Origin of the sequence: Pantoea sp. RIT-PI-b, from assembly GCF_001187905.1 — a bacterium.
Taxonomy (GTDB): Bacteria; Pseudomonadota; Gammaproteobacteria; order Enterobacterales; family Enterobacteriaceae; genus Pantoea; species Pantoea nemavictus.
Genome location: NZ_LGIS01000013.1, coordinates 1 through 24996, shown reverse-complemented (window position 1 = coordinate 24996; position 24996 = coordinate 1). Strand labels below are relative to the sequence as shown.

Below are 24996 nucleotides of genomic sequence, written 5' to 3'. Positions count from 1 at the left end.
GCGGCAATTACCCGACGGCGTCAAATTCACTTCTTCTCGTCTTCGCGCGGTTTGCGCAGTACTTCGTTGATTTCCGGCTTATCCAGCGGCCCGCTGATGTGGTAACGCAGCAGTGAAATCTTGTTCCACAGCGGCCCCAATACTTTACTGGCGGCAAACACCGCGGCGCCAACCACCGGGTTGATGACGAAGGCGGTTGCCACACCGACCGAAGCGGAGATTTCCGGTGCGACCACCGCTTCCATATCAATCTGACGCTTCACTAAATCAATGTTGCCCTTCATGGCGATATCCGCTTCCAGACCATCCACCAGCAGGTTATCGGTGCGCATCACGCCGTTTTCAATCCACGCGGTGCCGTTGATGGAATCAAAATAGAAGCCGTCGTTAAAGGTATCGCTGAAATCGAAACGCAGCTTACGCAGCAAGGCATCGAAGCTAAACAGACGCAGCAGCTGCCCGGCGCGACCGGTATTCACATCGGCGATCTGTCCTTTGCCAAAGTGGGTTTTCAGCGTGCCGCTCAGCGTCTGTTCCGAAGGCTGCCAGGGTGCAGAACGCCAATGCAGGTCGTAATCGAGTTTAAACGGCGCATCGCGCAGCGGCGTGTTCATGCCGAACCAGTTAGCCGCGTCATTGATATTCTCGCCGCTCAGGCTGCCCTTCAACGAGGTGCGCTGATTGCCGGGTTTATTCACCCATTCGCCCGCCACATTGAGCTTCGAGCTGCCGGAGTCGATTGACCCGTTAGTAAGTGCTAACGTATCTCCCTGTGGCTGCAGCTTCGCCTGCATGTGGCCAAACTTCTGCCCACGCAGCCAGCACTCATCACAATTAAGCTGCAATGCGGGCCAGCTGCTGAAATTGATGTTGCTGCTGCCACCGCTAAACGGCGAGGATTTATCGTCGTTTTTATCGGCCCATTCAGGATTGTAGTAAAGATAGCTTAGGTCGATCTGCCAGGGGGCATGCTGCGCCGTCTGCAAACTGCCGCGTGCTTCACGGCTCTCCAGCTGCAAACGCGTGTTGCCACTTGGGCCCTGAGTAACGGTGGCATTAACGTCATGCCATTGCTGACCGCCGAGCGTCAACGCTGGCGTGCGGATAATGAAATCGCCCGGCAGCAGCGCGCCACCCACTTCAGGTTCGCCCTGCGCATTGCGTGAGCCGCCCGAACCAGCCAGCATTCCCATCCAGGCTTCACCATCCAGCGCAGGAAGATTCAGCTCCATGCCACGTTTTTCCGGCAGTTTCGGCGTCGTTTTCGCATCGTTCAGCCAGATACCGCGATCAACGCGCAGCTGTGGCTCCAGAATCCAGCGACTGTTGAAACGATGCTGGTCGCGCACGCTGCCGCTCAAGGTAAAGCCTTTTAAATCACCGTTGGCGTTGATGGTAATCGGCATCGCTTTACCGGCTGGTTTATCCAGCGGCGCAGGTAAGTGACTGCTTACTGTTTTGCCATCGCCTTTCAGTTCAACCTTGTAACTCGCGCCACCTTTATGCGGCAACGTAATATCGACATTCCCCTGCCACGGCAAACTTCCGCCCAGTTGGCGAGCCATCGCTTGCGGCAGCATTTTCAGTTTACCTGGCTGCCAATCCCCCAGCAGCTTAACGTTAACGCCGAAATCGTCTGGATTTTCCTGAGTACTAAAGCTAACGCCCGTCGGCTGACCGAACCAGTTCGCCTGCATCTCTTCACTCTCCAGATTACCGTTGTTGTAACGGAACCGGCCGGTGAGGTTATTGAGCGTGGTATTTAAAGGCTTGATGTGCAGAGTGTTGTTGTTCATCACCACATTGCCGCTGGCGTGCACCTGTTCGCCATCCAACGGGATGTCGAGATTCAGCGAGCCGCGCACATTGCCGCCTATCTGCAACTGCTCCAGCGCTGCGCCGAGTGTCGGTTTCAGCGGGGTTTGCTCGAAATAGTCAGCGATCTGTTTGCCTTCACCGCTGATATCGCCATCAACGATCAGCTTCTCTTTCAGGTAATCCGGAATTACCGCGCTGACGTTACGTGCATCCACTTCGCCGAGTTTGGTTTTCTCCGCCTTCATCCACAAACCGTTGTTGAGGAAGTCGAGATTGATGTCGAGGTTTTCCAATGCCGGCCAGCCGGGCTGGAACTGGAAGGTGGAGTTGCGCAGCGGCACCCAGACTTCAAACATGCCGTCATTGTGCTTGAACGGGAACAGCGAGGGATCGCCGGCAAACAGCAGCGTGGCGTTATCCACCTGCCCGCCTTTAATCGCATCACTAAGATAGTGCGTGAGATCGTGCCCCATCAGCTGTTGTGGGAAATAGCGCCAGGCATCGCCGGCATCGGTGACGCGAATCCCGGCGAGAATATCAAGGCGCGGCGCCTTGCCAAGATTTTGCTGGTAGCGGAAATCACCGTGCGCCCACAGCGAACGCGCCTGCACATCAAGCTGATGTCCATCCAGCGTCAAGCCATTGGCATCGCGCAACCAGTTAAGCTGACCGGTGATCTGCTTAATCTGCAGCGGCGCCTGGAACATATCACCGTATGGCACTTCGGCCTGGCCCATCGCCACATCCAGCAAGCCGTTGTTCAAGCTGCCGCTGGCGCTACCGCTGAGGTTACTGATGCCCGGCAGCAGTTCCCACTGTTGCCAGGCGAGATCGCGCCATTTCGCCTGCAGGCGCGTCTGGTCTGGCTGCTGCAGTGGAATATCCAGCGCCAGCGCGTCGATGTGGCCACGCGGTTGCAGCGAACGCCAGTTGTCCAGCAAGGTCGGTGAAAGCGGGGCAAACAGCGGAAGGATCGGCGCCAGACGTTCTAAATCAAGTTGCGTAGCACGTACGCGTACTTCCGGCGCACTGTTGGCACCGAGCATTTGCTTATCTTCCGGTTTCCACAGCAGTGAAAAATGTCCCGGCGCCCATGCGATGCCGTCGGTGCTCAAACGGGTTTGCGGTACGGAAAGGCTCCAGCCGTTCTGGAATCGCGACATATGTGCAGTTAAACCATCGACCTGCAGTTGATGATCGCCCTGCTCGCCGCGCCAGCGCGCCCCGCCTTTCCGCAGCAGCAGATCGCCGGCGTAGACGTCGCCATCGCGCAAATTCACCCATGCGGCGAGGCTGAAACGCGCGCTTTCGAGGCTGGTATTATCGCGTAGCCATGGGCCAATCCACGGCCGCACATCAACATCATCGGCCTGCATCCAGATGCGACCATCGCTAAGCAAGCCGTTGTTATCGTTGAGATCGAGCCGTACCTGCACCACGCCATGCTGCCCGGTAAAGCTGGAAAGGCTCACTTCACCTTCGGCGCGGTGACGGGTATTTTCGTTTAACCAGGTGAGGCGCGGAATCGCCAGTTCGGCGTGTTGGCCGGACGGCGTAAGAAAGCGAATGCTGCTATCACGCAGATCGAAGTGGTCGAACTGACGCAAAAACAGATCGTTGATTTGTGCTGGTTTGAAGCTGTTTTTCTGTTCGTCGCTGGTGAGCAACGGGTGATTGGTTTCGAGGCGCAGTTGCCAGAAGGTGAGATCGCGGAATTGCCAGCGCCAGTGCAACAGCGATTGCCAGACGTTGAGTGCCAGATTGACGCGGCCGATGGTCAGTTGACCATCCTCCTGCATCGAAACGTTAAGGTTACGCACCTGCAGCGTGGGGCCAAAATTCTCCCATTTACCCTGCAGCTCGCTGGCGTCCACTGTGACGCCGCTGACGCGCGAGATCGTCTGCAGAATATCGCTGCGATAATGGTTGAGGTGCGGCATCACGAGGCGCAACCCGCTGACCAGCAGCGCCACAATAACGATGATTGCGGCGAGCAGCAGTAACAAAATCCTCGGCAACCGCCTCACACACCTCTCCTTGCTGTCCGTTGGCTTACGGAGCTGAACCTCACGATCACATCATGACGACGTCAAACTGCTCTTGGGTATAGAGCGGCTCAACATGAACTTTGACCTGTTTGCCGACGAAGATCTCCACTTCCGCCAGCGCATGTGACTCTTCACCCTTCAGGGCATCACCCACTGCAGGTGAAACGTACACCAGGAAGCGGTCGGAATCGTAGGCGTGATGCACGCGCACAATTTCACGCATGATCTCATAACAGACGGTTTCAACCGTTTTTAACGTGCCGCGTCCTTTGCACACCGGGCAATCGGCACACAGCACATGCTCAATGCTTTCACGCGTACGTTTACGCGTCATTTCCACCAAACCCAGCGCCGAGAATCCGTTAATGCCGGTTTTCACCCGATCTTTGCTCAGCGCGCTTTCCAGCGAATGCAGCACGCGACGACGGTGTTCATCATTACTCATGTCGATGAAATCGATAATGATAATGCCGCCGAGATTGCGCAGCCGCAGCTGACGCGCGATAGCTTGCGTCGCTTCGATATTAGTATTGAAAATAGTTTCGTCGAGGTTGCGGTGTCCGACAAACGCGCCGGTGTTGATATCTACCGTGGTCATCGCTTCGGTTTGATCGATGATCAAATAGCCGCCGGACTTCAGCTCCACCTTACGCTCCAGCGAGCGCTGGATTTCGTTCTCAACATCGAACAGATCAAAAATCGGCTGTTTGCCGCTGTACAGTTCCAGCTTGCTGGCCATTTCCGGAATATATTCACTGGTGAATTCCACCAGCAAATCGCAGGTCAGGCGCGAGTCCACGCGAATGCGATCCAGCGCCGCGCCAGCGAAATCACGCAGCACGCGCTGTGCTAACGCCAGCTCACCGTACAGCAGGCAGCGCGTCTGATTGCGCTTTTTACGTTCGCTGACTTTGGTCCACAAACGCTTGAGGAACGCAGCATCCTGCGCCAGCTCTTCAGAACCAATACCTTCTGCGGCGGTACGAATAATAAAACCACCGAGATCGTCACAGTAAGCTGCAACCACCGCTTTCAGGCGTTCACGCTCCGCTTCACTCTCAATACGCTGTGACACGCCAACGTGCGAGGCGCCAGGCATAAACACCAGATAGCGCGAAGGTAAAGTAATGTCGGTGGTAAGGCGCGCGCCTTTGGTGCCCAACGGATCTTTTACCACCTGCACCATCAAATCCTGGCCAGGACGCACCAGTTCACCGATGTCGCGCACCACAAAATTTTTCTTCTCATCACCCGCCACGCATTCGGTGTGCGGCATGATGTCAGAGGCGTGCAGGAAGGCGGCTTTATCCATGCCGATATCGACAAAGGCCGCCTGCATGCCCGGCAAGACGCGACTGACGCGTCCTTTATAGATATTGCCCACAATGCCGCGTCGTGCTTCGCGCTCAATGTGGATTTCCTGCAGAATGCCGCCATCAATATAAGCAACACGCGTTTCCGAAGGTGTCACATTTACCAGCAGTTCAGCCGTCATCTTGTCCCCTTAACGCGCGCAGTGACTGAAAATGACTCAGCAGCTCGCCGGTCTCAACCAGCGGCAATCCCACTACAGCGTGATAGCTTCCATTAATCTTGCGGACAAAATTGCCGCCAAGGCCCTGAATTCCGTACGCGCCGGCTTTATCCATCGGCTCGCCGCTGGCGATATAGTGCGAAATTTCTTGCGCCGACATCTTGCGGAATGTCACGTCGGTGGTCACCAGGCAATCCAGCTCGCGCTGCGTATCGGCCAGTGCCACGGCGGTCATCACCTGATGAGTTTGTCCAGACAGCTTGCTCAGCATCTCGGCGGCGTGGGCGGCATCGCACGGTTTTTCCAGTACTTCACCGTTTAGTACCACAATGGTATCGGCACCGAGAACCGGCAGATCCTGTGGTGCTACCGCGACTCCCGCGCGCGCCTTATCAGACGCCAGACGACGCACGTAGGCTTCAGCCGCTTCTTCTGGCTGACGCTGCTCTTCTACGTGGGTGATCAGGCGTTCAAATTGCAGACCAAGCTGCGTTAACAGCTCACGGCGACGCGGTGAACCAGACGCGAGGTACAGGCTAATCATAGTATTCCTTACTGAACAGCGAATTGACGGCGAATCTTTCTCATCAATAAGAATAGCCAGGGCCAAAGGATGCCGTCGACCACGCTACTCCAGAAGATCTCTGGCCGGAAAGAGACGTTGATCACCAGGAATTCTGCCCAGAAAACAATCACATCCACCGCAAGGGACAGCACCATAACCATTAATGCCTGCTGCCACAACGCTAAGTTTCGGAATAACTGAAATTTAAAGGCCACCAGATACGCGATGATGCTAAACGCCAGAGCACGCACGCCCAGCGTTGAACCTGCCACCAGATCCATAATCGCACCCAGGAAGAAACCCGTGCCGACATTCACCCGATGCGGTAGCGCCAGCACCCAGTAAATGAGGATCAGCAATAGCCATGAAGGCCGGAACATAAAGATTTGTTCCGGCCAGGGCATGATTTGCAGGATGAGGGCAATCAGAAAGGACAGCCAGATAACCCATCGGCCCTGGCTGCGATATCGACTCAAGGCTGGCCTCCGCGTGTGTTCGCAGAATTCCCTTGCGAACGACTGCTGTTAGCCGGCTGCGGGGGCCCCATTTGCTGCGCGGGTTGCATCATGTCCGGTGCCGGCGGGCCCATTTCGCCTGCTGGCGGCAGAACCTGCGGCATCATCTGCATCAGACGTTCATTGGCAACGCGATGTACTTCATCTGGCGCCATCGGCGTTTCGCCATTGCGATCCGCGCCCCACAACAGCAGCAAATAGCGCAGACGCTGCAGACCTGCAGCCGGACGCGCCTGAATCACCGTGTAAGCACGCTGTGTATCGACTTTAACCGAGGAGACCACGCCGACCGGATAACCTTCCGGGAAACGTCCGCCAAGGCCGGAAGTCACCAGCACATCGCCCACGCGAATATCCGTGTTGCCCGGCAGATGCTCAAGCTGCAGATCTTCGCTACAACCGTTGCCAGCCGCAATCACACGAATATCATTACGCAGAACCTGAATTGGCAACGCATGCGAGGCATCGCAAATCAACAAGACGCGGCTGGTCACCTGACCGACCGCAACGACCTGCCCTACTACACCTTTATCGCTAATCACCGGCTGACCTTCGTAAACACCGTTTACGCTGCCTTTATCGATAACCACCTGGTCGGTATAAGGATCGGTTCCGGTTGAAATAACCTGAGTCACCATCTTGTGCTCATCCTGGCGCAGCGGCGAGCCGAGCAGTTCACGCAGACGCGCGTTTTCCTGCTTATATTGCCCCAGCATCAGCAAGTCGCTGTTCTTCAGGAAGAGCTCACGGCGCAGTGCTTTATTTTCCAGCTCCAGCTGCTGACGTGATGCCAGCGTTTCGGAAACGCCATCAAGCAGCTGTCTTGGGCCGTTGGCCAAAAAGTAAAATGGACTGACCGACGTGTCCAGGTAGTTGCGGATCTGGGAAAAGGAGCTCACGCGGCTATCAGCGATAATAATCGCGATAGCTACGATGACTGCCAGAAAGAGGCGCAACTGCAGGGAAGGTCCCCTGCTAAAAATCGGCTTCATAAATTCTGCGTGTTCCTCGACATCAGGGAAGAAGCGTTAGCCTAAATCGCCAACGCCTCCAGGGCTGGACGCATCTCGCCGTGGTGCGCAGGAGCACCAGCGTCAGCATATATCCCTCGTCCTTCAAACTTCAGATGCGTTTGAATGACTTTGGGTATAGGCGCTATTCCCTGCGCAATTTGACCAGGGCCTCAGCCGGTGAGGAGTTACTCCTCGCTGAACAAATCGCCGCCATGCATGTCGATCATTTCCAACGCTTTACCACCACCGCGCGCTACGCAAGTCAGCGGATCTTCTGCGACAACCACCGGAATTCCGGTCTCTTCCATCAGCAGACGATCGAGGTTACGCAGCAAGGCGCCACCACCGGTCAGTACCATACCGCGCTCGGAGATGTCAGAAGCCAGTTCCGGCGGGCACTGTTCCAGCGCAACCATCACCGCACTCACGATGCCGGTCAGCGGTTCCTGCAGCGCTTCAAGAATCTCATTGGAGTTCAGCGTAAAGCCACGCGGAACACCCTCAGCCAGATTACGACCGCGCACTTCAATCTCGTGCACTTCGTCACCCGGGTAGGCAGAGCCAATGCCATGCTTGATACGTTCAGCCGTTGCTTCACCGATCAGTGAACCGTAGTTGCGGCGCACATAATTAATGATAGCTTCATCGAAGCGGTCACCACCAATACGTACAGAAGAGGAGTAAACCACGCCGTTCAGCGAGATCACCGCCACTTCAGTGGTACCACCACCGATATCAACCACCATTGAACCGGTCGCTTCTGAAACCGGCAAGCCAGCACCAATCGCCGCGGCCATAGGTTCTTCGATCAGGAAGACTTCACGTGCGCCTGCGCCCTGCGCAGATTCACGGATGGCACGACGCTCAACCTGGGTCGCACCCACCGGTACGCAGACCAGCACGCGTGGGCTTGGACGCATAAAGCTGTTGCTGTGCACTTGTTTGATAAAGTGCTGGAGCATTTTTTCAGTAACGAAGAAGTCAGCGATAACGCCATCTTTCATAGGACGGATAGCAGCGATGTTGCCCGGCGTACGGCCAAGCATCTGCTTAGCGTCATGACCGACAGCCGCTACGCTCTTTGGGGAGCCGGCACGATCCTGACGAATGGCAACCACAGAAGGCTCGTTCAACACGATGCCTTGTCCTTTTACGTAAATCAGGGTATTCGCGGTACCCAGGTCAATGGACAAGTCATTGGAAAACATGCCACGAAATTTTTTAAACATACTAAGGGATAATCCTGCAAGCTGGGGGCGGAAAATAAAATCCGCCTACTTTACCAACCACGCGAAGCCGCTACAAGGCGCAAAAACGTTCTGCTTCGGTGAAAAAATACGCTGAATAATTTTTTGGCCTGATAGTCTCGCCTTACGCCGCTGTTAAATGGCGTTAACACGCCGTTTTAACCTAAATTTACCCGGCGTTAACGGGGCAATTTCGACATAAAATCTAACATTTCCAGCCGCCAGGATCGCGCGCTCCGGCACAAATAAGTTAAAAACAGACCTCAGCCTGCTTTTCTCGAGCTGAAGGTTTAAATTCGATAACGTTGTGAGTGTTTCTTCACATTACTATTGACCGGCAACGATGGCGCAAAGAAATCGCCCTGCCCGCCCGAAACACCCAATCCCGACAGCGTTTGCCACTCTGCGCGTGTGCGCACGCCCGCGGCAAAAACCTGCGTCGAGGACGATTTACATACTTCCAGCAAACTCTGCACAAACAGCTGATTTTCAGTACGTCGTTCAATATTTCGCACTAAACCCGGCGCAAGCTTGATCACCTCAATCGTGAATTGCTTGATGTAAGCGCTGCTCACCACCGTCAAACCCGCCTGATCCACCGCAATGCGGCAGCCAAATGTGGTTAACATATGGAAAACCGGCTCTAAACGGTTGAGGTGTTGACAAACGTCAGCCTCAGCAAGTTCAAATAAAAAACGTTTTCTTTGCGATTTGCTGCACTGCAGCAGCAGTTTCTGCAGCCAACGCTGGAAGGGCCGCTGCAGCAGGGAATCAATATTCACCGGTAGTGCCAGCGTTTCATCCGGCCACACTTCAGACAGCGCGGCGATACGTGTAACAAGCTGGCGATCCCAGCTATCCGTCATGCCAAGCTGTAACACTAAGGGCATGAATTCCGCCGAAACCACTTCTTTATCGCCATCGAACACCCGCGCCAGAACTTCACGATGATGGACTTTCCCATCCAGCAGCACCGCCGGTTTTTGGTACAAACGCGGGCCGCCGCGGTTCAGGGTATTCTCGAGCAATGTACGCCAGCGCACGCTGCCACGTCCCATATCGAGCGTATTACCTTCGCCAACCGACCAGCTATTGCCGCCCTGCAAAGCTGCGCGGCGCGTTGCCATCTCGACATTTTCCATCACCTGCGACACGCTTTGTCCGCTGCGCCATGCGCTGATGCCGATGTGAATCAGGTCATCGCGATCGACCATGCGCATTGGCGGCAGCGAATCGACGGCATTAATCAACTGATCGGCAATGCTGTTGGCTTCTTTTAAGGTGCGGTGCGGTAGCAGTACAGCGAAATCACTGCGGAAATAACGCGCCAGCAAAGCACCCGGATAGCGCAGCACAAAGGTCGATAACATATTAATCAGGTCAAACAGATACTCTTCCACCAGTGTCGGACCGAGCGTTTCGTGCAGCGTGTCGAGATCGGGTAGACGCACCATCATGACTACGCCGTGCGTACCGACATCCTCCTGATCCTCCAGCAACGTCGCGAGCTGGTTATCGAAGAACAAGCGATTATTCAGACCGGTGCGTGAATCCTGGGCGGCAAAGGCACGAATTAAGGTATCGATGCGTAAACGCTGCTCACCCGCTTCGCGTAAATCTCCCAGCAGCGTATCGATTGCGCGGCTGGCTTTTGGCGGCCACTCAGCGGCATTGTCGCTGCGCGGAACGCGTTCACCCGCCAAAATACGATCGGCACGCGCTTCTAGCAGTTCCATATTCTGCCAGCGGCGATTAAGCCAGCGATGGGTCATCACCAGCAGCGCAGACATGATGGCCACGACGGTGAGCAGCACGATCAGCGTATAAGCCCCCGTAAAGGAACGAAACCAGGTTTTAGCGGGATCGAGTACCACTACGCGCAGCTCAAGCCCTGGCGAGTGCGTCAGCGGCAAATCGAACTGAACGAAGCGATTGGGCTCATCTTCTAACATTGGATTTTCGTGGCGGGCTAAACTGAACACTACCGTATCGCCGTTGATCAATTGCATTTGTTCGGCGTTGACCACGGGCATCATGCGCGTCAGCCACTGCGTCATCTCCTGCGGCGATTGTGTAGCAAGCGCTTTATCCACTTCGGTTGCCAGCGTTTGCATCCGTGTTTCCACCCGCTGCTGCGACAGCCAGATAAAACTAAAAACGCAGCCAACCAGCATTAATAACATTGCCAGTAAGCTTAAAAAGGTAATAAACGCAGAAAATTTAGTTGTTAATCGCATCCCTGTGCCTGCATCACTGCGGTTATGAACGGTGTTAATCCGTCGACGCCAGTTTTAGCATTGGCGCAAACCTGAGCAAAATAGCACATATCATGGTGTGATTCAGCGCCAGACTGACATCAAAATCGCACCCTGCAAAACTTAATAAGCGCTACGGCGCGAGTATAGCGTCAAACGATGATCGCCCGACTTTGACGTGGGCTTTTTCGTCCTATTCTCAAAAGGAGGATTTGGCCAGGAAATTTCACATTTTTTCCGCCAGGTTCGCGCCCGAAGCTGAAGTTGCGCATGCTAACGCTAATTTACTATTTACAGGAGCACGTCATGAACCTGAAGCACTTGCTGACAGAAGCCGACGTCACGCCAGAAAGCGTCTTTAATATGCGCCGCCGCCAGGTGTTGAAAGCGTTAGGATTAGGCGCAGCCGCAGCCAGCTTGCCGGGAACGGCGCAGGCCGATGTACTGAGCTGGTTTAAAGGCAATAACCGCCCGCCCGCGCCTGCAGGTAGAGAGTTAGATTTTACTAAACCGGCCGAATGGCAGGCGGATTTGCCGCTTACGCCCTTTGATAAGGTTTCCGGCTACAACAACTTCTATGAATTTGGTCTGGATAAAGCCGATCCTGCTGCCAACGCCGGAACGCTGAAAACCGATCCATGGCAGTTGCGCATTGAGGGTGAAGTCGCCAAACCAATGACGCTGGATATGGATGACATCTTCAAGCGTTTTGCGATGGAACAGCGCATTTATCGCATGCGCTGTGTCGAAGCCTGGTCGATGGTCATTCCATGGGTTGGTTTTGAACTGAACAAGCTACTGAAGCTGGTGGAACCCACCAGCAATGCGCGCTATGTCGCATTCGAAACGCTGTACGCGCCAGACCAAATGCCGGGTCAGAAAGATCGCTTTATCGGCGGTGGGCTGGATTATCCCTACGTTGAAGGTTTGCGCCTTGATGAAGCGATGCATCCGCTGACGCTGCTGAGCACCGGCGTGTATGGCAAAGCGCTGCCACCCCAGAATGGCGCGCCCATTCGCCTGACGGTGCCGTGGAAATACGGCTTTAAAGGCATTAAATCGATTGTGAAGATCACCCTGACGCACGATCGCCCGCCAACCACCTGGAGCCAGATCGCCGCCAATGAGTATGGCTTCTACGCCAACGTGAACCCACATGTGAATCATCCGCGTTGGTCACAGGCCACCGAACGTTTCATCGGTGCGGGCGGCATTCTTAAGGTGGATCGCCAACCTACGCTGCTGTTTAATGGCTACGCTAAAGAAGTGGCTTCACTGTATCGTGGCCTGGATTTACGGGAGAACTATTGAGTGCGCCTCTCTTTACGCCACATCACCGGCCTAAAAGTCGTGCTGCATCTGGCGGCTTTCCTGCCGTTCGTCTATCTCTTTATGGCGGCGAGCCAGGGCTGGCTCAGCGCCGATCCGGCGAAAGATATCCAGCATTTTACCGGCAGAATGGCGCTAAAGTTGCTTTTAGCCACGCTGCTGGTCACTCCGCTGACCCGCTATCTTAAACATCCGCTGCTGATTCGTACCCGCCGCCTGCTCGGCGTGTGGTGTTTCGCCTGGGCGAGCTTGCATCTCACCAGCTATTATCTGCTGGAGCTAGGTTACGATCATCTCGGTTTACTGGGCAGTGAGATCATTTCGCGTCCTTATCTGTTACTGGGAATGATCAGCTGGATCACTCTTTGCGCCCTCGCCATCACCTCATTCCAGCGTATGCAGCGCAAACTGGGCCGTCGCTGGCAAACGCTGCACAATGGCATCTATCTTGTGGCGATCCTCGCGCCAATTCACTATTTATGGTCAGTGAAAGTGCTGTCACCGCAGCCCGTGATCTACGCAGTACTGGCGATTGGGCTGTTAGCGTGCCGTTACAATAAGTTGCGTAAACTTCTGCAGAGATAATCCCCGCAAGGTTGTGTTCCTCCCGCGAGATCTGTTAAAACGTGTGGCCTTCGGGCCACATCCGATCAACTTCGCAGATAAGACCAGTATTTTGCTGCGAATGGCGACGAAACGGATATAATGCCCGGCTTTATTGCAAGCCACGTCTTCTTTTTCATCCGCAAGGGTGACAAATGCAAGACGCCGCGGTATTTTACGCGATGCCTTACTGATTGCAGGAGATAGCAGCAAGATGGCGCACAAATTTCACATACTGCTTTTGAACGGTCCCAATCTGAATTTACTGGGAACGCGCGAGCCTGATAAATATGGTCACACCACGCTGGCGCAAATCGTCGGCGATCTGACGCAACAGGCCGATCAGCACCATGTGAAATTGAGTCATTTGCAATCGAACGCAGAGTTTCAGTTGATTGACCGTATTCACGAAGCCCGCGGCAATGTGGATTACATCATCATCAATCCTGCTGCGTTCACGCATACCAGCGTTGCACTGCGTGATGCCCTGTTGGCGGTTAGCATTCCTTTTATAGAGGTGCATCTCTCAAATGTGCATGCACGCGAGCCGTTCCGACATCACTCCTATCTTTCCGATGTATCTGCCGGCGTCATCTGTGGACTTGGCGCTGATGGATACTCTTGGGCTTTACAAACGGCAGTAAAACGCCTGTCACATTCCAATTAAACAGAGTACGGAACCACACTCATGGATATTCGTAAAATTAAGAAACTGATCGAACTGGTTGAAGAGTCTGGCATCTCCGAGCTGGAAATCTCCGAGGGCGAAGAGTCCGTTCGTATCAGCCGTTCACCTGCAAATGCCGGCTACCCGATGATGCAGCAGGCGTACGCTGCACCAATGATGCAGCAGCCTGCGCTGGCGACCGCCGTTGCTCCTGCGGCACCGGTTGCAGCAGAAGCCGCAAAACCAGAAATCAGTGGCCACATCGTGCGTTCACCGATGGTTGGCACCTTCTATCGCACCCCAAGCCCGGACGCGAAAGCCTTCATTGAAGTCGGCCAGAAAGTGAACGCCGGCGACACGCTGTGCATCGTTGAAGCGATGAAAATGATGAACCAGATCGAAGCCGACAAATCCGGCGTTGTGAAGGCAATCCTGGTCGAAAGCGGCCAACCGGTTGAATTTGACGAGCCGCTGGTCATCATCGAATAACGAGGCGAAGCATGCTGGATAAAATTGTCATTGCTAACCGTGGTGAGATCGCGCTGCGCATTCTGCGTGCCTGTAAAGAGCTGGGTATCAAGACTGTTGCTGTGCACTCCACCGCGGACCGTGACCTGAAGCACGTGCTGCTGGCGGACGAAACTGTCTGCATCGGCCCGCCACCTTCGGTCAAAAGCTATCTGAACATCCCGGCACTGATTTCCGCCGCCGAAATTACCGGCGCGGTTGCCATCCACCCGGGTTACGGCTTCCTCTCTGAGAACGCCGATTTCGCCGAGCAGGTTGAGCGCTCAGGCTTTATCTTCATCGGCCCGAAAGCCGACACCATTCGCCTGATGGGCGACAAAGTGTCAGCTATCACCGCCATGAAGAAAGCCGGCGTGCCAACCGTACCAGGCTCTGACGGCTCGCTGACCGACGACATGGAAAAAAACCGTGCCTTCGCCAAGCGCATCGGTTATCCGGTGATCATTAAAGCCTCCGGCGGCGGCGGCGGTCGCGGTATGCGCGTCGTGCGCAGCGACAAGGATCTTGAGCAATCCATCAACATGACGAAAGCGGAAGCCAAAGCGGCTTTCAACAACGACATGGTGTACATGGAGAAATACCTCGAGAACCCACGCCACATCGAGATTCAGGTACTGGCCGATGGCCAGGGTAACGCCATCTATCTGGCCGAACGTGACTGCTCTATGCAGCGACGTCACCAGAAAGTTGTCGAAGAAGCACCAGCGCCAGGCATCACGCCGGAACTGCGTCGCTACATCGGCGAGCGCTGCTCCAAAGCCTGTATCGACATTGGCTATCGCGGTGCGGGTACCTTCGAGTTCCTGTACGAAAACGGTGAGTTCTACTTCATCGAGATGAACACCCGTATTCAGGTTGAGCATCCGGTAACCGAGATGATCACCGGCGTGGATCTAATCAAAGAGCAGTTGCGCATCGCTGCTGGTCAGCCGCTGTCAATTAAACAGGAAGACGTGATTATTCGCGGTCATGCGGTGGAATGCCGTATCAACGCCGAAGATCCTAACACCTTCCTGCCAAGCCCGGGCAAGATCACTCGTTTCCACGCGCCAGGCGGTTTTGGCGTGCGTTGGGAATCGCATATCTATGCCGGTTACAGCGTGCCACCGTACTACGATTCCATGATTGGTAAGCTGATTACCTATGGTGAAAATCGTGACGTGGCAATCTCGCGCATGAAGAATGCGCTGGCGGAACTGATCATCGATGGCATCAAGACCAACATTGAGCTGCAGATGAAAATCATGTCCGACGAAAACTTCCAGCAAGGTGGGACTAACATCCACTATCTGGAGAAGAAACTCGGCCTGCAAGAGAAGTAATTGCAGCGCAGAGCAAAACAGAGGCCGGTTAACTCCGGCCTTTTTCATTTTTGTTGCCTTTGAGGTTACATAATGGATTGGCGTTTTTTGCAAGCAAACAAAGAGGCGCGTTGGTCATTTTATCTGACGCTGGCCTACCTCGCCGTATGGGGACTTTCTGCCTGGCTGGGCGGCAATGAGATCGGCTTGTTTGGCTTACCACGCTGGTTTGAGCTTTCGTGTGTGTTCGCGCCGCTGCTGTTTATTGTGTTGTGCTGGCTGATGGTGCGCGTGCTGTTCCGCGACATGTCGCTGGAGGATAACGATGGACTCTGAAATCATTCTTCCGCTATTAGCCTACCTGGTGCTGATTGCCGCGCTGTCGGTGTTTGCCATGCGCAAACAGCGTCAGGGCAACTTCCTCAGTGAATACTTCCTTGGGAGCCGTTCGATGGGCGGCTTTGTGCTGGCCATGACTATCACCACTACCTATATCAGCGCCAGCTCGTTTATTGGCGGCCCTGGTGCGGCCTATAAATATGGCCTCGGATGGGTGCTGCTAGCGATGATTCAGGTACCGGCCGTCTGGCTCTCCCTGGGCGTGTTAGGGAAGAAATTCGCGATTCTGGCGCGCCGCTACAATGCCGTCACGCTTAACGATATGTTGTATGGACGCTATGGCAGCACGCTGCTGATCTGGCTCTCCAGCATTAGTCTGTTAGTTGCCTTTATCGGTGCCATGACCGTGCAGTTCATCGGCGGCGCGCGCCTGCTTGAGACGGCGGCGGGCATTCCTTACGATACCGGCCTGCTGATTTTCGGCGGCACCATCGCGCTCTACACCGCTTTCGGCGGCTTCCGCGCCAGCGTGTTAAACGACGCCATGCAAGGCCTGGTAATGCTGATCGGCACTTTCTTACTGCTGTTCGCGGTGATCCACCATGCCGGCGGATTGGCGTCTGCGGTGAGCAAATTGCACACTATCGATCCGCAGCTGACGTCACCGGAAGGTGTTGGTAATGTCATCAACCCCACCTTCCTGAGCTCCTTTGCGGTGCTGGTGTGTTTTGGCGTGATTGGCCTGCCGCATACTGCCGTGCGCTGTATTTCGTATAAAGACAGCAAAGCCATGCATCGCGGTATCGTGCTCGGCACTATCGTCGTGGTGATTCTGATGTTCGGCATGCATCTGGCCGGCGCGCTAGGACGGGTCATCCTGCCGGATCTGACCATTCCCGATCGTGTGATTCCCACGTTGATGATCACGGTATTACCGCCGATGGCGGCGGGCGTATTTCTTGCGGCACCCATGGCGGCCATTATGTCGACCATTAACGCGCAGCTGCTTCAATCCTCCGCTACGCTGATCAAAGATCTCTATCTGCGTATCGCGCCGCAGCACAGTGAAAATGAGGCGCGCCTGCGCATGCTGTCGGGCACCATCACCTTCGTGCTCGGCGTGTTGCTGCTGCTAGCCGCGTGGAATCCACCCGACATGATTATCTGGTTAAACCTGCTGGCCTTTGGTGGCCTGGAAGCCGTATTCCTGTGGCCGCTGGTGCTGGGTTTATACTGGGAACGTGCCAATTCTACCGGCGCAATCAGCGGCATGCTGGTCGGCGCCGGATGCTATACGCTGCTGGCCAGCCTGAATATTGAATGGTGGGGATTCCACCCGATCGTTCCGTCATTGACCTTAAGCCTGCTGGCCTTCCTGGTAGGCAATCTGTTTGGTCGCACGCCTGCAACGCAGGCTGCGACACTGGAATAAAGAGAAACGCGATGCCTTGGATTCAAATCAAAATTAATAGCACCGGCGCCAATGCCGAGACCCTAAGCGATGCGCTGATGGATGTGGGTGCCGTGTCGGTGACTTTCCAGGATACCCACGACAATCCGGTTTATGAGCCGCTGCCCGGTGAAACGCTTTTATGGGGCGATACCGATGTGATCGGCCTGTTTGACGCCGAAACCGAGATGCGCGATGTGGTAGCAGAGCTCAGCCAGCATCCTCTGCTGGGATCGGCTTTTCGCCATAAGATCGAACAGATCGAGGATAAAGATTGGGAGCGCGAATGGATGGATAACTTCCACCCGATGCGTTTCGGCGAGCGTTTGTGGATCTGCCCAAGCTGGCGCGACGTGCCCGATCCAGATGCCGTCAATGTGATGCTGGATCCGGGCCTCGCGTTCGGTACGGGCACCCATCCCACCACATCGTTGTGCTTAACCTGGCTCGACGGGCTGGATCTGCAGGGTAAAACGGTGATCGACTTTGGCTGTGGATCCGGCATTCTCGCCATCGCCGCGCTGAAACTGGGTGCCGCACAAGCCATCGGTATTGATATCGATCCCCAGGCGATTCAGGCTAGCCGTGATAACGCCGAACGTAATGGCGTGTCCGAGCGCTTAGCGCTCTATCTGCCGCACCAGCAGCCGGAAAACCTGCAGGCAGATGTGGTGGTCGCCAACATTCTTGCAGGCCCGCTGCGCGAACTGGCGCCGCTGATTAGCGTGCTGCCAAAAGCCGGTGGCCATCTTGGGCTATCGGGCGTGTTAGCGAGCCAGGCGGAAGGTGTGTGTGAAGCCTACGTAGATCGTTTCGACTTAGATCCGGTAGCTGAGAAAGAAGAGTGGTGCCGTATCACGGGCGTGCTTCGCTAACTCACCGACCGGCCAGCGGTGGTTGGCCGGTTCGGCGCTTTCAGGTAATAACCGAAAGGCATAATTTTCGTTCGCGATTATTGCTTGATAAAGTTAATCAGGACTTTCAGCTTTAGCTCAATTAGTACATTTAATAATCATATTGCCGTCATTTCTCTGGCTAATTACCAGATGTGGCGGTTTTTATGTTGTGATTTAGCTCATGTTTTGAGAAAAATTTTTGTACACAATTTCATCATATTTTTTTAATTAACTGAATTATAAAGAATATTATCCATCACCCACACCTTTGAGCCATTTCCCCTGTTGTTTAACGGCGAATTGTTCAAAGTTTGGCCTTTCATCTTCTTTAAAAAATGCGTAATATACGCCGCCTTGCGAACAGTTGGGGTCACTTCTTTTTCATGCGCATTGGACATCATCAGCTACGTAATCGACTCATTGCTGCGCCTATGGCCGGAGTATCCGATAAGCCATTTCGCACCCTGTGTTATGAGAACGGCGCCGGTATGACTGTCTCCGAGATGCTGTCATCTAACCCGGAAGTTTGGGCCAGTGACAAATCCCGTTTGCGTATGGTGCATAGTGACGAGCCTGGTATTCGTGCCGTGCAAATTGCCGGTTGCGATCCTGATGAGATGGCTGCTGCCGCGCGCATTAATGTGGCGTCTGGCGCGCAGGTTATCGATATCAACATGGGCTGCCCGGCCAAAAAAGTGAATCGTAAGATGGCAGGTTCTGCGCTGCTGCAACATCCGCAACTGGTGGAGTCGATTCTCACCGCGGTCGTTAACGCAGTTGATGTACCGGTTACGCTGAAGATTCGCACCGGCTGGGACAAAGAAAATCGTAATTGTGTAGAGATTGCCCAATTGGCTGAACGCTGTGGCATTCAGGCTCTCACCATTCATGGCCGCACGCGCGCCTGTTTGTTTGAGGGGTTTGCTGAATACGATAGCATTCGGACAGTTAAGCAGAGTGTTTCCATTCCGATTATCGCGAATGGCGACATTACTGACCCGCATAAAGCCAGAGCGGTGCTCGACTATACCGGAGCCGATGCTCTTATGGTTGGCCGTGCCGCTCAGGGAAGACCGTGGATCTTCCGGGAAATCCAGCATTATCTGGACACAGGGGAGCTGCTGGCACCGAAGCCGCTGGCTGAAGTGAAGCAAATGCTGATTGGACATATACGGGAGCTGCACGACTTTTACGGTCAGCGCAAAGGATACCGTATTGCCCGAAAACACGTTTCCTGGTATTTGCAGGAAAGTGCTCCTGATGACCAGTTTCGGCGCACATTCAACGCCATAGAGGATGCCAGCGAACAGCTGGAGGCGTTGGAGGCATACTTCGAAAATCTTGCGTAAACGAAATAAAGAGCTGAAAGAACTATGTTCGAACAACGCGTAAATTCTGACGTACTCACCGTTTCTACCGTTAACTCTCAGGATCAGGTGACTCAAAAGCCACTGCGTGATTCGGTTAAACAGTCACTGAAGAACTATTTTGCTCAACTGAACGGTCAGGACGTTAGTGACCTGTATGAGCTGGTATTGGCAGAAGTCGAGCAGCCTCTGTTGGACATGGTGATGCAGTACACCCGTGGCAACCAGACCCGTGCAGCTCTGATGATGGGTATCAACCGCGGTACCCTGCGTAAGAAGCTGAAAAAATACGGCATGAACTAATTCGTTCGTTGCTGCGATAACGCCAGCCCTGCGGCTGGCGTTTTTGTTTTTATGCTTTTAGTTCCGTAGCGGTAGCAACGCATGAAACAATTGTCGCGATAATGGTAACGATAGTTGCAATTGCATCAGTGATATTTAGCCCTTCTCAGCACCTTATTCTCTTTCTTCAGTTACTCAGATATTAATCCATCCACCCGACCTCAAGCCGCTATCTCTGTGATCATCAACCGCTTCAGCCGTAAGTGTGCAAAGTCATACATCCACTCGTGAGCGTTAGCTCACACTGCTTCCATATAGTGAAACTTTTTGCACTATTTGTGATCGTGTCGTCTCGTCATGCTGCCTTTTGGTGCGCCATATTAGCCAGAATCTTCTGAGTGCTTCAGTTTATTAAAAGATCTTTCCAGAGAATTCAGGATTCTGCAAACCTGGCATCAGGTTTGCAGAGTTGTGGATGGCTAACCACCACAGACATAAAAAAGTGCACATTAAAGTGCGCGCAAACATAACAACACACGATATCGCCACACAGGATGCTTTATGAAAAAGATGATGCTTTCCACTCTGGTCGCTGCAGCCTCGCTGTTAGCTGTTGCTCAACAAGCGCACGCCGGCACCACATTGGATGCCATTAAGAAGAAAGGTTTTGTACAGTGCGGCATCAGCGATGGCCTGCCAGGCTTCTCTTATGCTGACTCCAACGGCAAATTCACGGGTATCGACGTGGATGTGTGCCGCGCTGCCGCTGCTGCTGTATTTGGCGACGCAACCAAAGTGAAATACACCCCGCTCACCGCTAAAGAGCGCTTCACCGCGTTGCAGTCGGGCGAAGTGGACATCCTGTCACGCAACACCACCTGGACGTCGTCGCGCGATGGCGGCATGGGCTTCCTGTTTGCTGGCGTGAACTATTACGACGGCATCGGCTTCCTGACTCACCAGAAAGCCGGTTTAAAAAGCGCTAAAGAGCTGGATGGCGCCACCGTATGTATTCAGGCCGGTACCGATACCGAGCTGAACGTGGCTGACTACTTTAAGACCCATAAAATGCAGTACACGCCAGTGACCTTTGACCGTTCTGACGAATCCGCCAAGGCACTCGACAGCGGTCGTTGTGACACCCTCGCTTCCGACCAATCACAGCTGTATGCGCTGCGCATTAAGCTCGGCAAACCAGATGAGTTCATCGTGCTGCCGGAAGTGATCTCTAAAGAGCCGCTGGGCCCGGTAGTACGCCGCGGTGATGATGATTGGTTCACCATCGTCAAATGGTCACTGTACGCCATGCTGAATGCGGAAGAGATGGGTATCAGCTCTAAAAATGTCGATGACATGGTGGCGAAGCCAACTACACCGGATATGGCACATCTGCTGGGCGCGGAAGGTGACTTCGGTAAAGACCTGAAGCTCGATAACAAGTGGGCTTACAACATCATCAAACAAGTGGGTAACTATCAGGAAGTGTTCGACCGTAACGTCGGTAAAGATAGCGCGCTGAAAATCAAACGCGGCCAGAATGCGCTCTGGAACCAGGGCGGCATCCAGTACGCTCCACCAGTGCGTTAATTTCGTCCTGCCAGTCGGGCACCGCATCCTGCGGTGCCCACGCGTAATCTTCACTGAGGTTTTAACATGTCGCAACGCCCAACCGTAAAGAGGGATTTTTCGTTCGGTAATCCTACGGTTCGCGCCTGGCTTTACCAGATCGTCGCGATTGTTGCCGTGCTTGCTGTGGTGGGATATTTAATCCATAACACCGTAATCAACCTGGCCAATCGTGGCATCACGTCCGGATTCGGGTTTCTTGATCGCAGTGCCGGCTTCGGCATTGTCCAGCACCTGATCGATTACACCGAAGGAGACACCTACGCGCGCGTATTTATGGTGGGGTTAACCAACACCCTGCTGGTTTCTGCGCTCTGTATTGTGTTTGCCTCAATTCTTGGCTTTGCTATCGGTCTGGCGCGTTTGTCAGAAAACTGGCTGCTGCGTAAGCTCTCAACCATTTATATTGAGACCTTCCGCAATATCCCGCCGCTGCTGCAAATCTTCTTTTGGTACTTTGCGGTGCTGCGTAACCTGCCCGGGCCGCGTCAGGCGCTGAACGCCTTTGATCTGGCGTTTGTCAGTAATCGTGGCTTATATATCCCTTGGCCGGAATATGCGCCGGGTACCTGGCCCTTTGTGATTGCACTGGCTATTGCGGTGCTCGGCTGCTTGGCGTTATTTCGTTATAACCGCAAGCATCAGCTAAAAACGGGCCAGCTGCGCCGCACCTGGCCCGCTGCGGTAGGGCTGGTAATTTTGCTGCCGCTGATTGCCCATACCTTGTTTGGTGCTGCTATGCACTGGGATGTGCCGGAGCTGCGTGGATTTAACTTCCGCGGTGGTTTCGTGATGATTCCTGAGCTCGCTGCCTTAACGCTAGCGCTGTCGGTCTATACCTCATCGTTTATCGCTGAAGTGATTCGCTCGGGTATTCAGTCAGTACCGCATGGTCAAAGTGAGGCTGCACGTTCGCTCGGTTTACCTAATCCAGTGACGATGCGTCAGGTGATTATTCCGCAGGCGATGCGTGTGATTATTCCGCCACTCACCAGTCAGTATCTCAATATCGTGAAAAACTCCTCCCTGGCGGCAGCTATCGGTTATCCAGACATGGTCTCGCTGTTTGCCGGCACCGTGCTGAATCAAACCGGCCAGGCGATAGAAACCATCGCGATCACCATGGCGGTCTACCTGATTATCAGTCTGATCATTTCACTGCTGATGAACCTCTACAATCGCAAAATTGCGCTGGTTGAGCGTTAAGAGAACGGGATCATTATGTCTGTTACCACACACGAAACACCGCCGATCCCAACCAATCCACTCAGTAAGGCTTGGCTATGGGCACGAAAAAATTTGTTTTCCAGCTGGCTGAACACACTCCTGACGTTGTTCAGCATCTGGCTGATTTGGAACGTGATCCCACCGGCATTGAACTGGCTGGTTTTTCAAGCCAACTGGATTGGCGACACGCGCGCAGACTGCACTAAAGAAGGCGCTTGTTGGGTGTTCATCCATGCGCGCTTTGGCCAGTTTATGTATGGGCTCTATCCGCATGAGTTGCGCTGGCGCATCAATCTTTCGCTAATCATCGGTTTACTCTCCATTATCCCGATGTTTATCAAAGCGATGCCACGCCGCGGCCGTTATATCGCCTGCTGGGCGGTGGTATATCCGATCGTAGTTTGGTTCCTGATGTACGGCGGATACTTCGGTTTAGAGCGTGTTGAAACTCGCCAATGGGGCGGTCTGACGTTAACGCTGATTATCGCTTCAGTGGGGATTGCCGGCGCACTGCCGCTGGGCATTCTGCTGGCGTTAGGACGCCGTTCAGACATGCCGGTGGTGCGTACGCTATCGGTCATCTTCATTGAGTTCTGGCGCGGCGTGCCGCTGATTACCGTGCTGTTTATGTCGTCAGTCATGCTGCCGCTGTTTATGGCAGAAGGTACCACCATCGACAAGCTGGTGCGGGCGCTGGTCGGCGTAATCCTATTCCAGTCGGCTTATGTCGCGGAAGTGGTGCGCGGCGGTTTGCAGGCACTGCCGAAAGGTCAATACGAAGCGGCCGAGTCGCTGTCATTGGGATATTGGAAAACACAGGCGCTAGTGATTTTACCACAGGCGCTCAAGCTCACCATTCCCGGCCTGGTGAACACCATTATTGCGTTGTTTAAAGATACCAGCCTGGTGATCATCATCGGCTTATTCGATCTCTTCAGTAGCGTGCAGCAAGCCACCGTTGACCCAACATGGTTGGGTATGTCGACAGAGGGCTATGTTTTTGCTGCCATGGTTTACTGGATTTTCTGTTTTAGCATGTCGCGCTATAGCCAGTATCTGGAGAAGCGTTTTCACACCGGGCGTGCATCGCACTGAGGTTTAACATGACACAAACTATGACTAATGCGGCTGATGCCATGATGATTACACTCGAAAACGTGAATAAATGGTATGGCCAATTCCACGTACTGAAAGACATCAATTTAAAGGTGAAACCACGCGAGCGTATCGTACTGTGCGGCCCATCGGGTTCCGGTAAATCCACTACTATTCGCTGCATCAACCATCTGGAAGAGCATCAGCAAGGGCGCATCGTGGTTGATGGCATTCATCTTAATCACGATGTGCGCAATATTGAGCGTGTTCGTACTGAAGTAGGCATGGTATTCCAGCATTTCAATCTTTTCCCGCATCTTACCGTACTGCAAAACTGTACGCTGGCGCCGATTTGGGTGCGTAAAATGCCGAAGAAAGAAGCGGAAGAGTTAGCTATGCATTACTTGCAGCGAGTGCGGATTGCTGAACATGCGCATAAGTTTCCTGGCCAACTTTCTGGTGGCCAGCAGCAGCGCGTGGCGATCGCCCGTTCACTCTGTATGAAGCCGAAAATTATGCTGTTTGATGAGCCGACATCAGCGCTCGACCCAGAGATGGTAAAGGAAGTGCTCGATACGATGATTGGCCTGGCAGAAGATGGCATGACCATGCTGTGCGTAACCCATGAAATGGGTTTTGCGCGCACCGTGGCGGATCGCGTGATCTTTATGGACCGCGGTGAAATAGTCGAAGAGGCGCCGCCGCAGGAGTTCTTCGCTAATCCGAGATCAGAACGTACGCGAGCCTTCCTTTCGCAAGTTATTCACTAATATTCAGTCAGTTATGTTGAAAATGGCCTCTGCTTTACCGCAGAGGCTTTTTTATATCTTTAATTTGAAACGCGCAAAGGGCTTCTTTTGGATGGCAGCTTAAGGGTTTACGCATACAAAAAAGCCCTGAACTTTCGTTCAGGGCTTCTGTGTTTGATGCCTGGCAGTTCCCTACTCTCGCATGGGGAGACCCCACACTACCATCGGCGCTACGGCGTTTCACTTCTGAGTTCGGCATGGGGTCAGGTGGGACCACCGCGCTAAAGCCGCCAGGCAAATTCTTTTAAACCGAACTCATGCCTATAACTGGTGCTGATACCCAGAGTCGAACTGGGGACCTCACCCTTACCAAGGGTGCGCTCTACCAACTGAGCCATATCAGCACGCTAAATTTGATGCCTGGCAGTTCCCTACTCTCGCATGGGGAGACCCCACACTACCATCGGCGCTACGGCGTTTCACTTCTGAGTTCGGCATGGGGTCAGGTGGGACCACCGCGCTAAAGCCGCCAGGCAAATTCT

Annotated in this window: 21 protein-coding genes, 1 tRNA gene and 2 rRNA genes; 14 read left to right on the top strand and 10 right to left on the bottom strand. The window is 54.0% G+C overall.

Translation table 11 applies throughout. The features are described from left to right. Window positions 1-26: 26 nt before the first annotated feature. The 7 genes from yhdP to csrD all read right to left on the bottom strand — a co-directional run bounded on the left by yhdP (window position 27) and on the right by csrD (window position 10977). Entirely contained in the window at window positions 27-3845 is a 3819-nt protein-coding gene (gene yhdP / locus AC790_RS06060) for an AsmA2 domain-containing protein YhdP (RefSeq protein ID WP_049851233.1), read from the bottom strand. A 46-nt stretch (window positions 3846-3891) separates the two neighbouring features. After that, complete coding sequence (gene rng / locus AC790_RS06055; protein ID WP_007891980.1) at window positions 3892-5361, bottom strand: ribonuclease G; 1470 nt, start codon at window positions 5359-5361, stop codon at window positions 3892-3894. Next, window positions 5351-5944, bottom strand: coding sequence for a nucleoside triphosphate pyrophosphatase (locus AC790_RS06050; protein WP_007891979.1), 594 nt, complete (start codon window positions 5942-5944; stop codon window positions 5351-5353). The genes rng and AC790_RS06050 overlap by 11 nt, the downstream gene beginning before the upstream one ends. Window positions 5945-5952: 8 nt before the next feature. Beyond that, on the bottom strand, window positions 5953-6441 hold the full coding sequence (gene mreD / locus AC790_RS06045) for a rod shape-determining protein MreD (RefSeq protein WP_007891978.1): 489 nt from the start codon (window positions 6439-6441) through the stop codon (window positions 5953-5955). Further along, window positions 6438-7472: a rod shape-determining protein MreC gene (gene mreC / locus AC790_RS06040; protein ID WP_007891977.1), complete on the bottom strand. Its 1035-nt coding sequence runs from the start codon at window positions 7470-7472 to the stop codon at window positions 6438-6440. Before mreC ends, mreD begins: the two co-directional genes overlap by 4 nt. 206 nt (window positions 7473-7678) lie before the next feature. Continuing rightward, window positions 7679-8722: a rod shape-determining protein MreB gene (gene mreB, locus AC790_RS06035; protein WP_007891976.1), complete on the bottom strand. Its 1044-nt coding sequence runs from the start codon at window positions 8720-8722 to the stop codon at window positions 7679-7681. Between the two features lie 308 nt (window positions 8723-9030). After that, on the bottom strand, window positions 9031-10977 hold the full coding sequence (gene csrD, locus AC790_RS06030; protein ID WP_049851232.1) for an RNase E specificity factor CsrD: 1947 nt from the start codon (window positions 10975-10977) through the stop codon (window positions 9031-9033). A gap of 324 nt (window positions 10978-11301) precedes the next feature. Between csrD and msrP the strand changes: the two genes are divergently transcribed. The 14 genes from msrP (at window position 11302) to AC790_RS05960 (ending at window position 24475) form a co-directional block, all read left to right on the top strand. After that, window positions 11302-12306 (top strand): protein-methionine-sulfoxide reductase catalytic subunit MsrP, encoded by a 1005-nt coding sequence (gene msrP / locus AC790_RS06025; RefSeq protein WP_007891974.1) that lies wholly within the window; start codon window positions 11302-11304, stop codon window positions 12304-12306. Then, window positions 12307-12909 (top strand): protein-methionine-sulfoxide reductase heme-binding subunit MsrQ, encoded by a 603-nt coding sequence (gene msrQ, locus AC790_RS06020; RefSeq protein WP_049851231.1) that lies wholly within the window; start codon window positions 12307-12309, stop codon window positions 12907-12909. Between the two features lie 232 nt (window positions 12910-13141). Beyond that, window positions 13142-13594, top strand: coding sequence for a type II 3-dehydroquinate dehydratase (gene aroQ, locus AC790_RS06015; RefSeq protein ID WP_007891972.1), 453 nt, complete (start codon window positions 13142-13144; stop codon window positions 13592-13594). Between the two features lie 21 nt (window positions 13595-13615). Beyond that, window positions 13616-14083, top strand: a complete 468-nt coding sequence (gene accB / locus AC790_RS06010) for an acetyl-CoA carboxylase biotin carboxyl carrier protein (protein WP_007891968.1) — start codon at window positions 13616-13618, stop codon at window positions 14081-14083. An 11-nt stretch (window positions 14084-14094) separates the two neighbouring features. Next, complete coding sequence (gene accC, locus AC790_RS06005; protein WP_007891966.1) at window positions 14095-15444, top strand: acetyl-CoA carboxylase biotin carboxylase subunit; 1350 nt, start codon at window positions 14095-14097, stop codon at window positions 15442-15444. Between the two features lie 72 nt (window positions 15445-15516). Further along, a complete protein-coding gene (locus AC790_RS06000) occupies window positions 15517-15759 on the top strand; it encodes a YhdT family protein (RefSeq protein WP_007891964.1) in 243 nt (80 codons plus the stop codon). Continuing rightward, entirely contained in the window at window positions 15749-17194 is a 1446-nt protein-coding gene (panF, locus tag AC790_RS05995; RefSeq protein WP_007891962.1) for a sodium/pantothenate symporter, read from the top strand. The genes AC790_RS06000 and panF overlap by 11 nt, the downstream gene beginning before the upstream one ends. A gap of 11 nt (window positions 17195-17205) precedes the next feature. After that, window positions 17206-18087, top strand: a complete 882-nt coding sequence (gene prmA / locus AC790_RS05990; RefSeq protein ID WP_049851230.1) for a 50S ribosomal protein L11 methyltransferase — start codon at window positions 17206-17208, stop codon at window positions 18085-18087. 404 nt (window positions 18088-18491) lie between these two features. Beyond that, on the top strand, window positions 18492-19457 hold the full coding sequence (gene dusB / locus AC790_RS05985) for a tRNA dihydrouridine synthase DusB (protein WP_007891958.1): 966 nt from the start codon (window positions 18492-18494) through the stop codon (window positions 19455-19457). Window positions 19458-19481: 24 nt separating this feature from the next. Next, on the top strand, window positions 19482-19778 hold the full coding sequence (gene fis, locus AC790_RS05980) for a DNA-binding transcriptional regulator Fis (protein ID WP_007891954.1): 297 nt from the start codon (window positions 19482-19484) through the stop codon (window positions 19776-19778). Between the two features lie 540 nt (window positions 19779-20318). After that, entirely contained in the window at window positions 20319-21344 is a 1026-nt protein-coding gene (locus tag AC790_RS05975; RefSeq protein WP_007891952.1) for an amino acid ABC transporter substrate-binding protein, read from the top strand. A gap of 66 nt (window positions 21345-21410) precedes the next feature. After that, entirely contained in the window at window positions 21411-22589 is a 1179-nt protein-coding gene (locus tag AC790_RS05970) for an amino acid ABC transporter permease (RefSeq protein WP_049851229.1), read from the top strand. A gap of 15 nt (window positions 22590-22604) precedes the next feature. Next, window positions 22605-23705 carry an amino acid ABC transporter permease gene (locus tag AC790_RS05965; RefSeq protein ID WP_007891949.1) on the top strand — a complete coding sequence of 367 codons (1101 nt, stop codon included), beginning with the start codon at window positions 22605-22607 and terminating at the stop codon, window positions 23703-23705. Between the two features lie 8 nt (window positions 23706-23713). After that, window positions 23714-24475, top strand: a complete 762-nt coding sequence (locus AC790_RS05960; protein WP_007891947.1) for an amino acid ABC transporter ATP-binding protein — start codon at window positions 23714-23716, stop codon at window positions 24473-24475. A 158-nt stretch (window positions 24476-24633) separates the two neighbouring features. On the opposite strand, the gene rrf (AC790_RS05955) is transcribed toward AC790_RS05960, so the two are convergent. The 3 genes from rrf (AC790_RS05955) to rrf (AC790_RS05945) form a co-directional block, all read right to left on the bottom strand. Continuing rightward, a 5S ribosomal RNA gene (gene rrf / locus AC790_RS05955) occupies window positions 24634-24749 on the bottom strand. Window positions 24750-24782: 33 nt separating this feature from the next. Then, window positions 24783-24858 (bottom strand) — tRNA-Thr (locus tag AC790_RS05950). Window positions 24859-24872: 14 nt separating this feature from the next. Further along, window positions 24873-24988 (bottom strand): 5S ribosomal RNA (gene rrf / locus AC790_RS05945). Window positions 24989-24996: the final 8 nt, after the last annotated feature.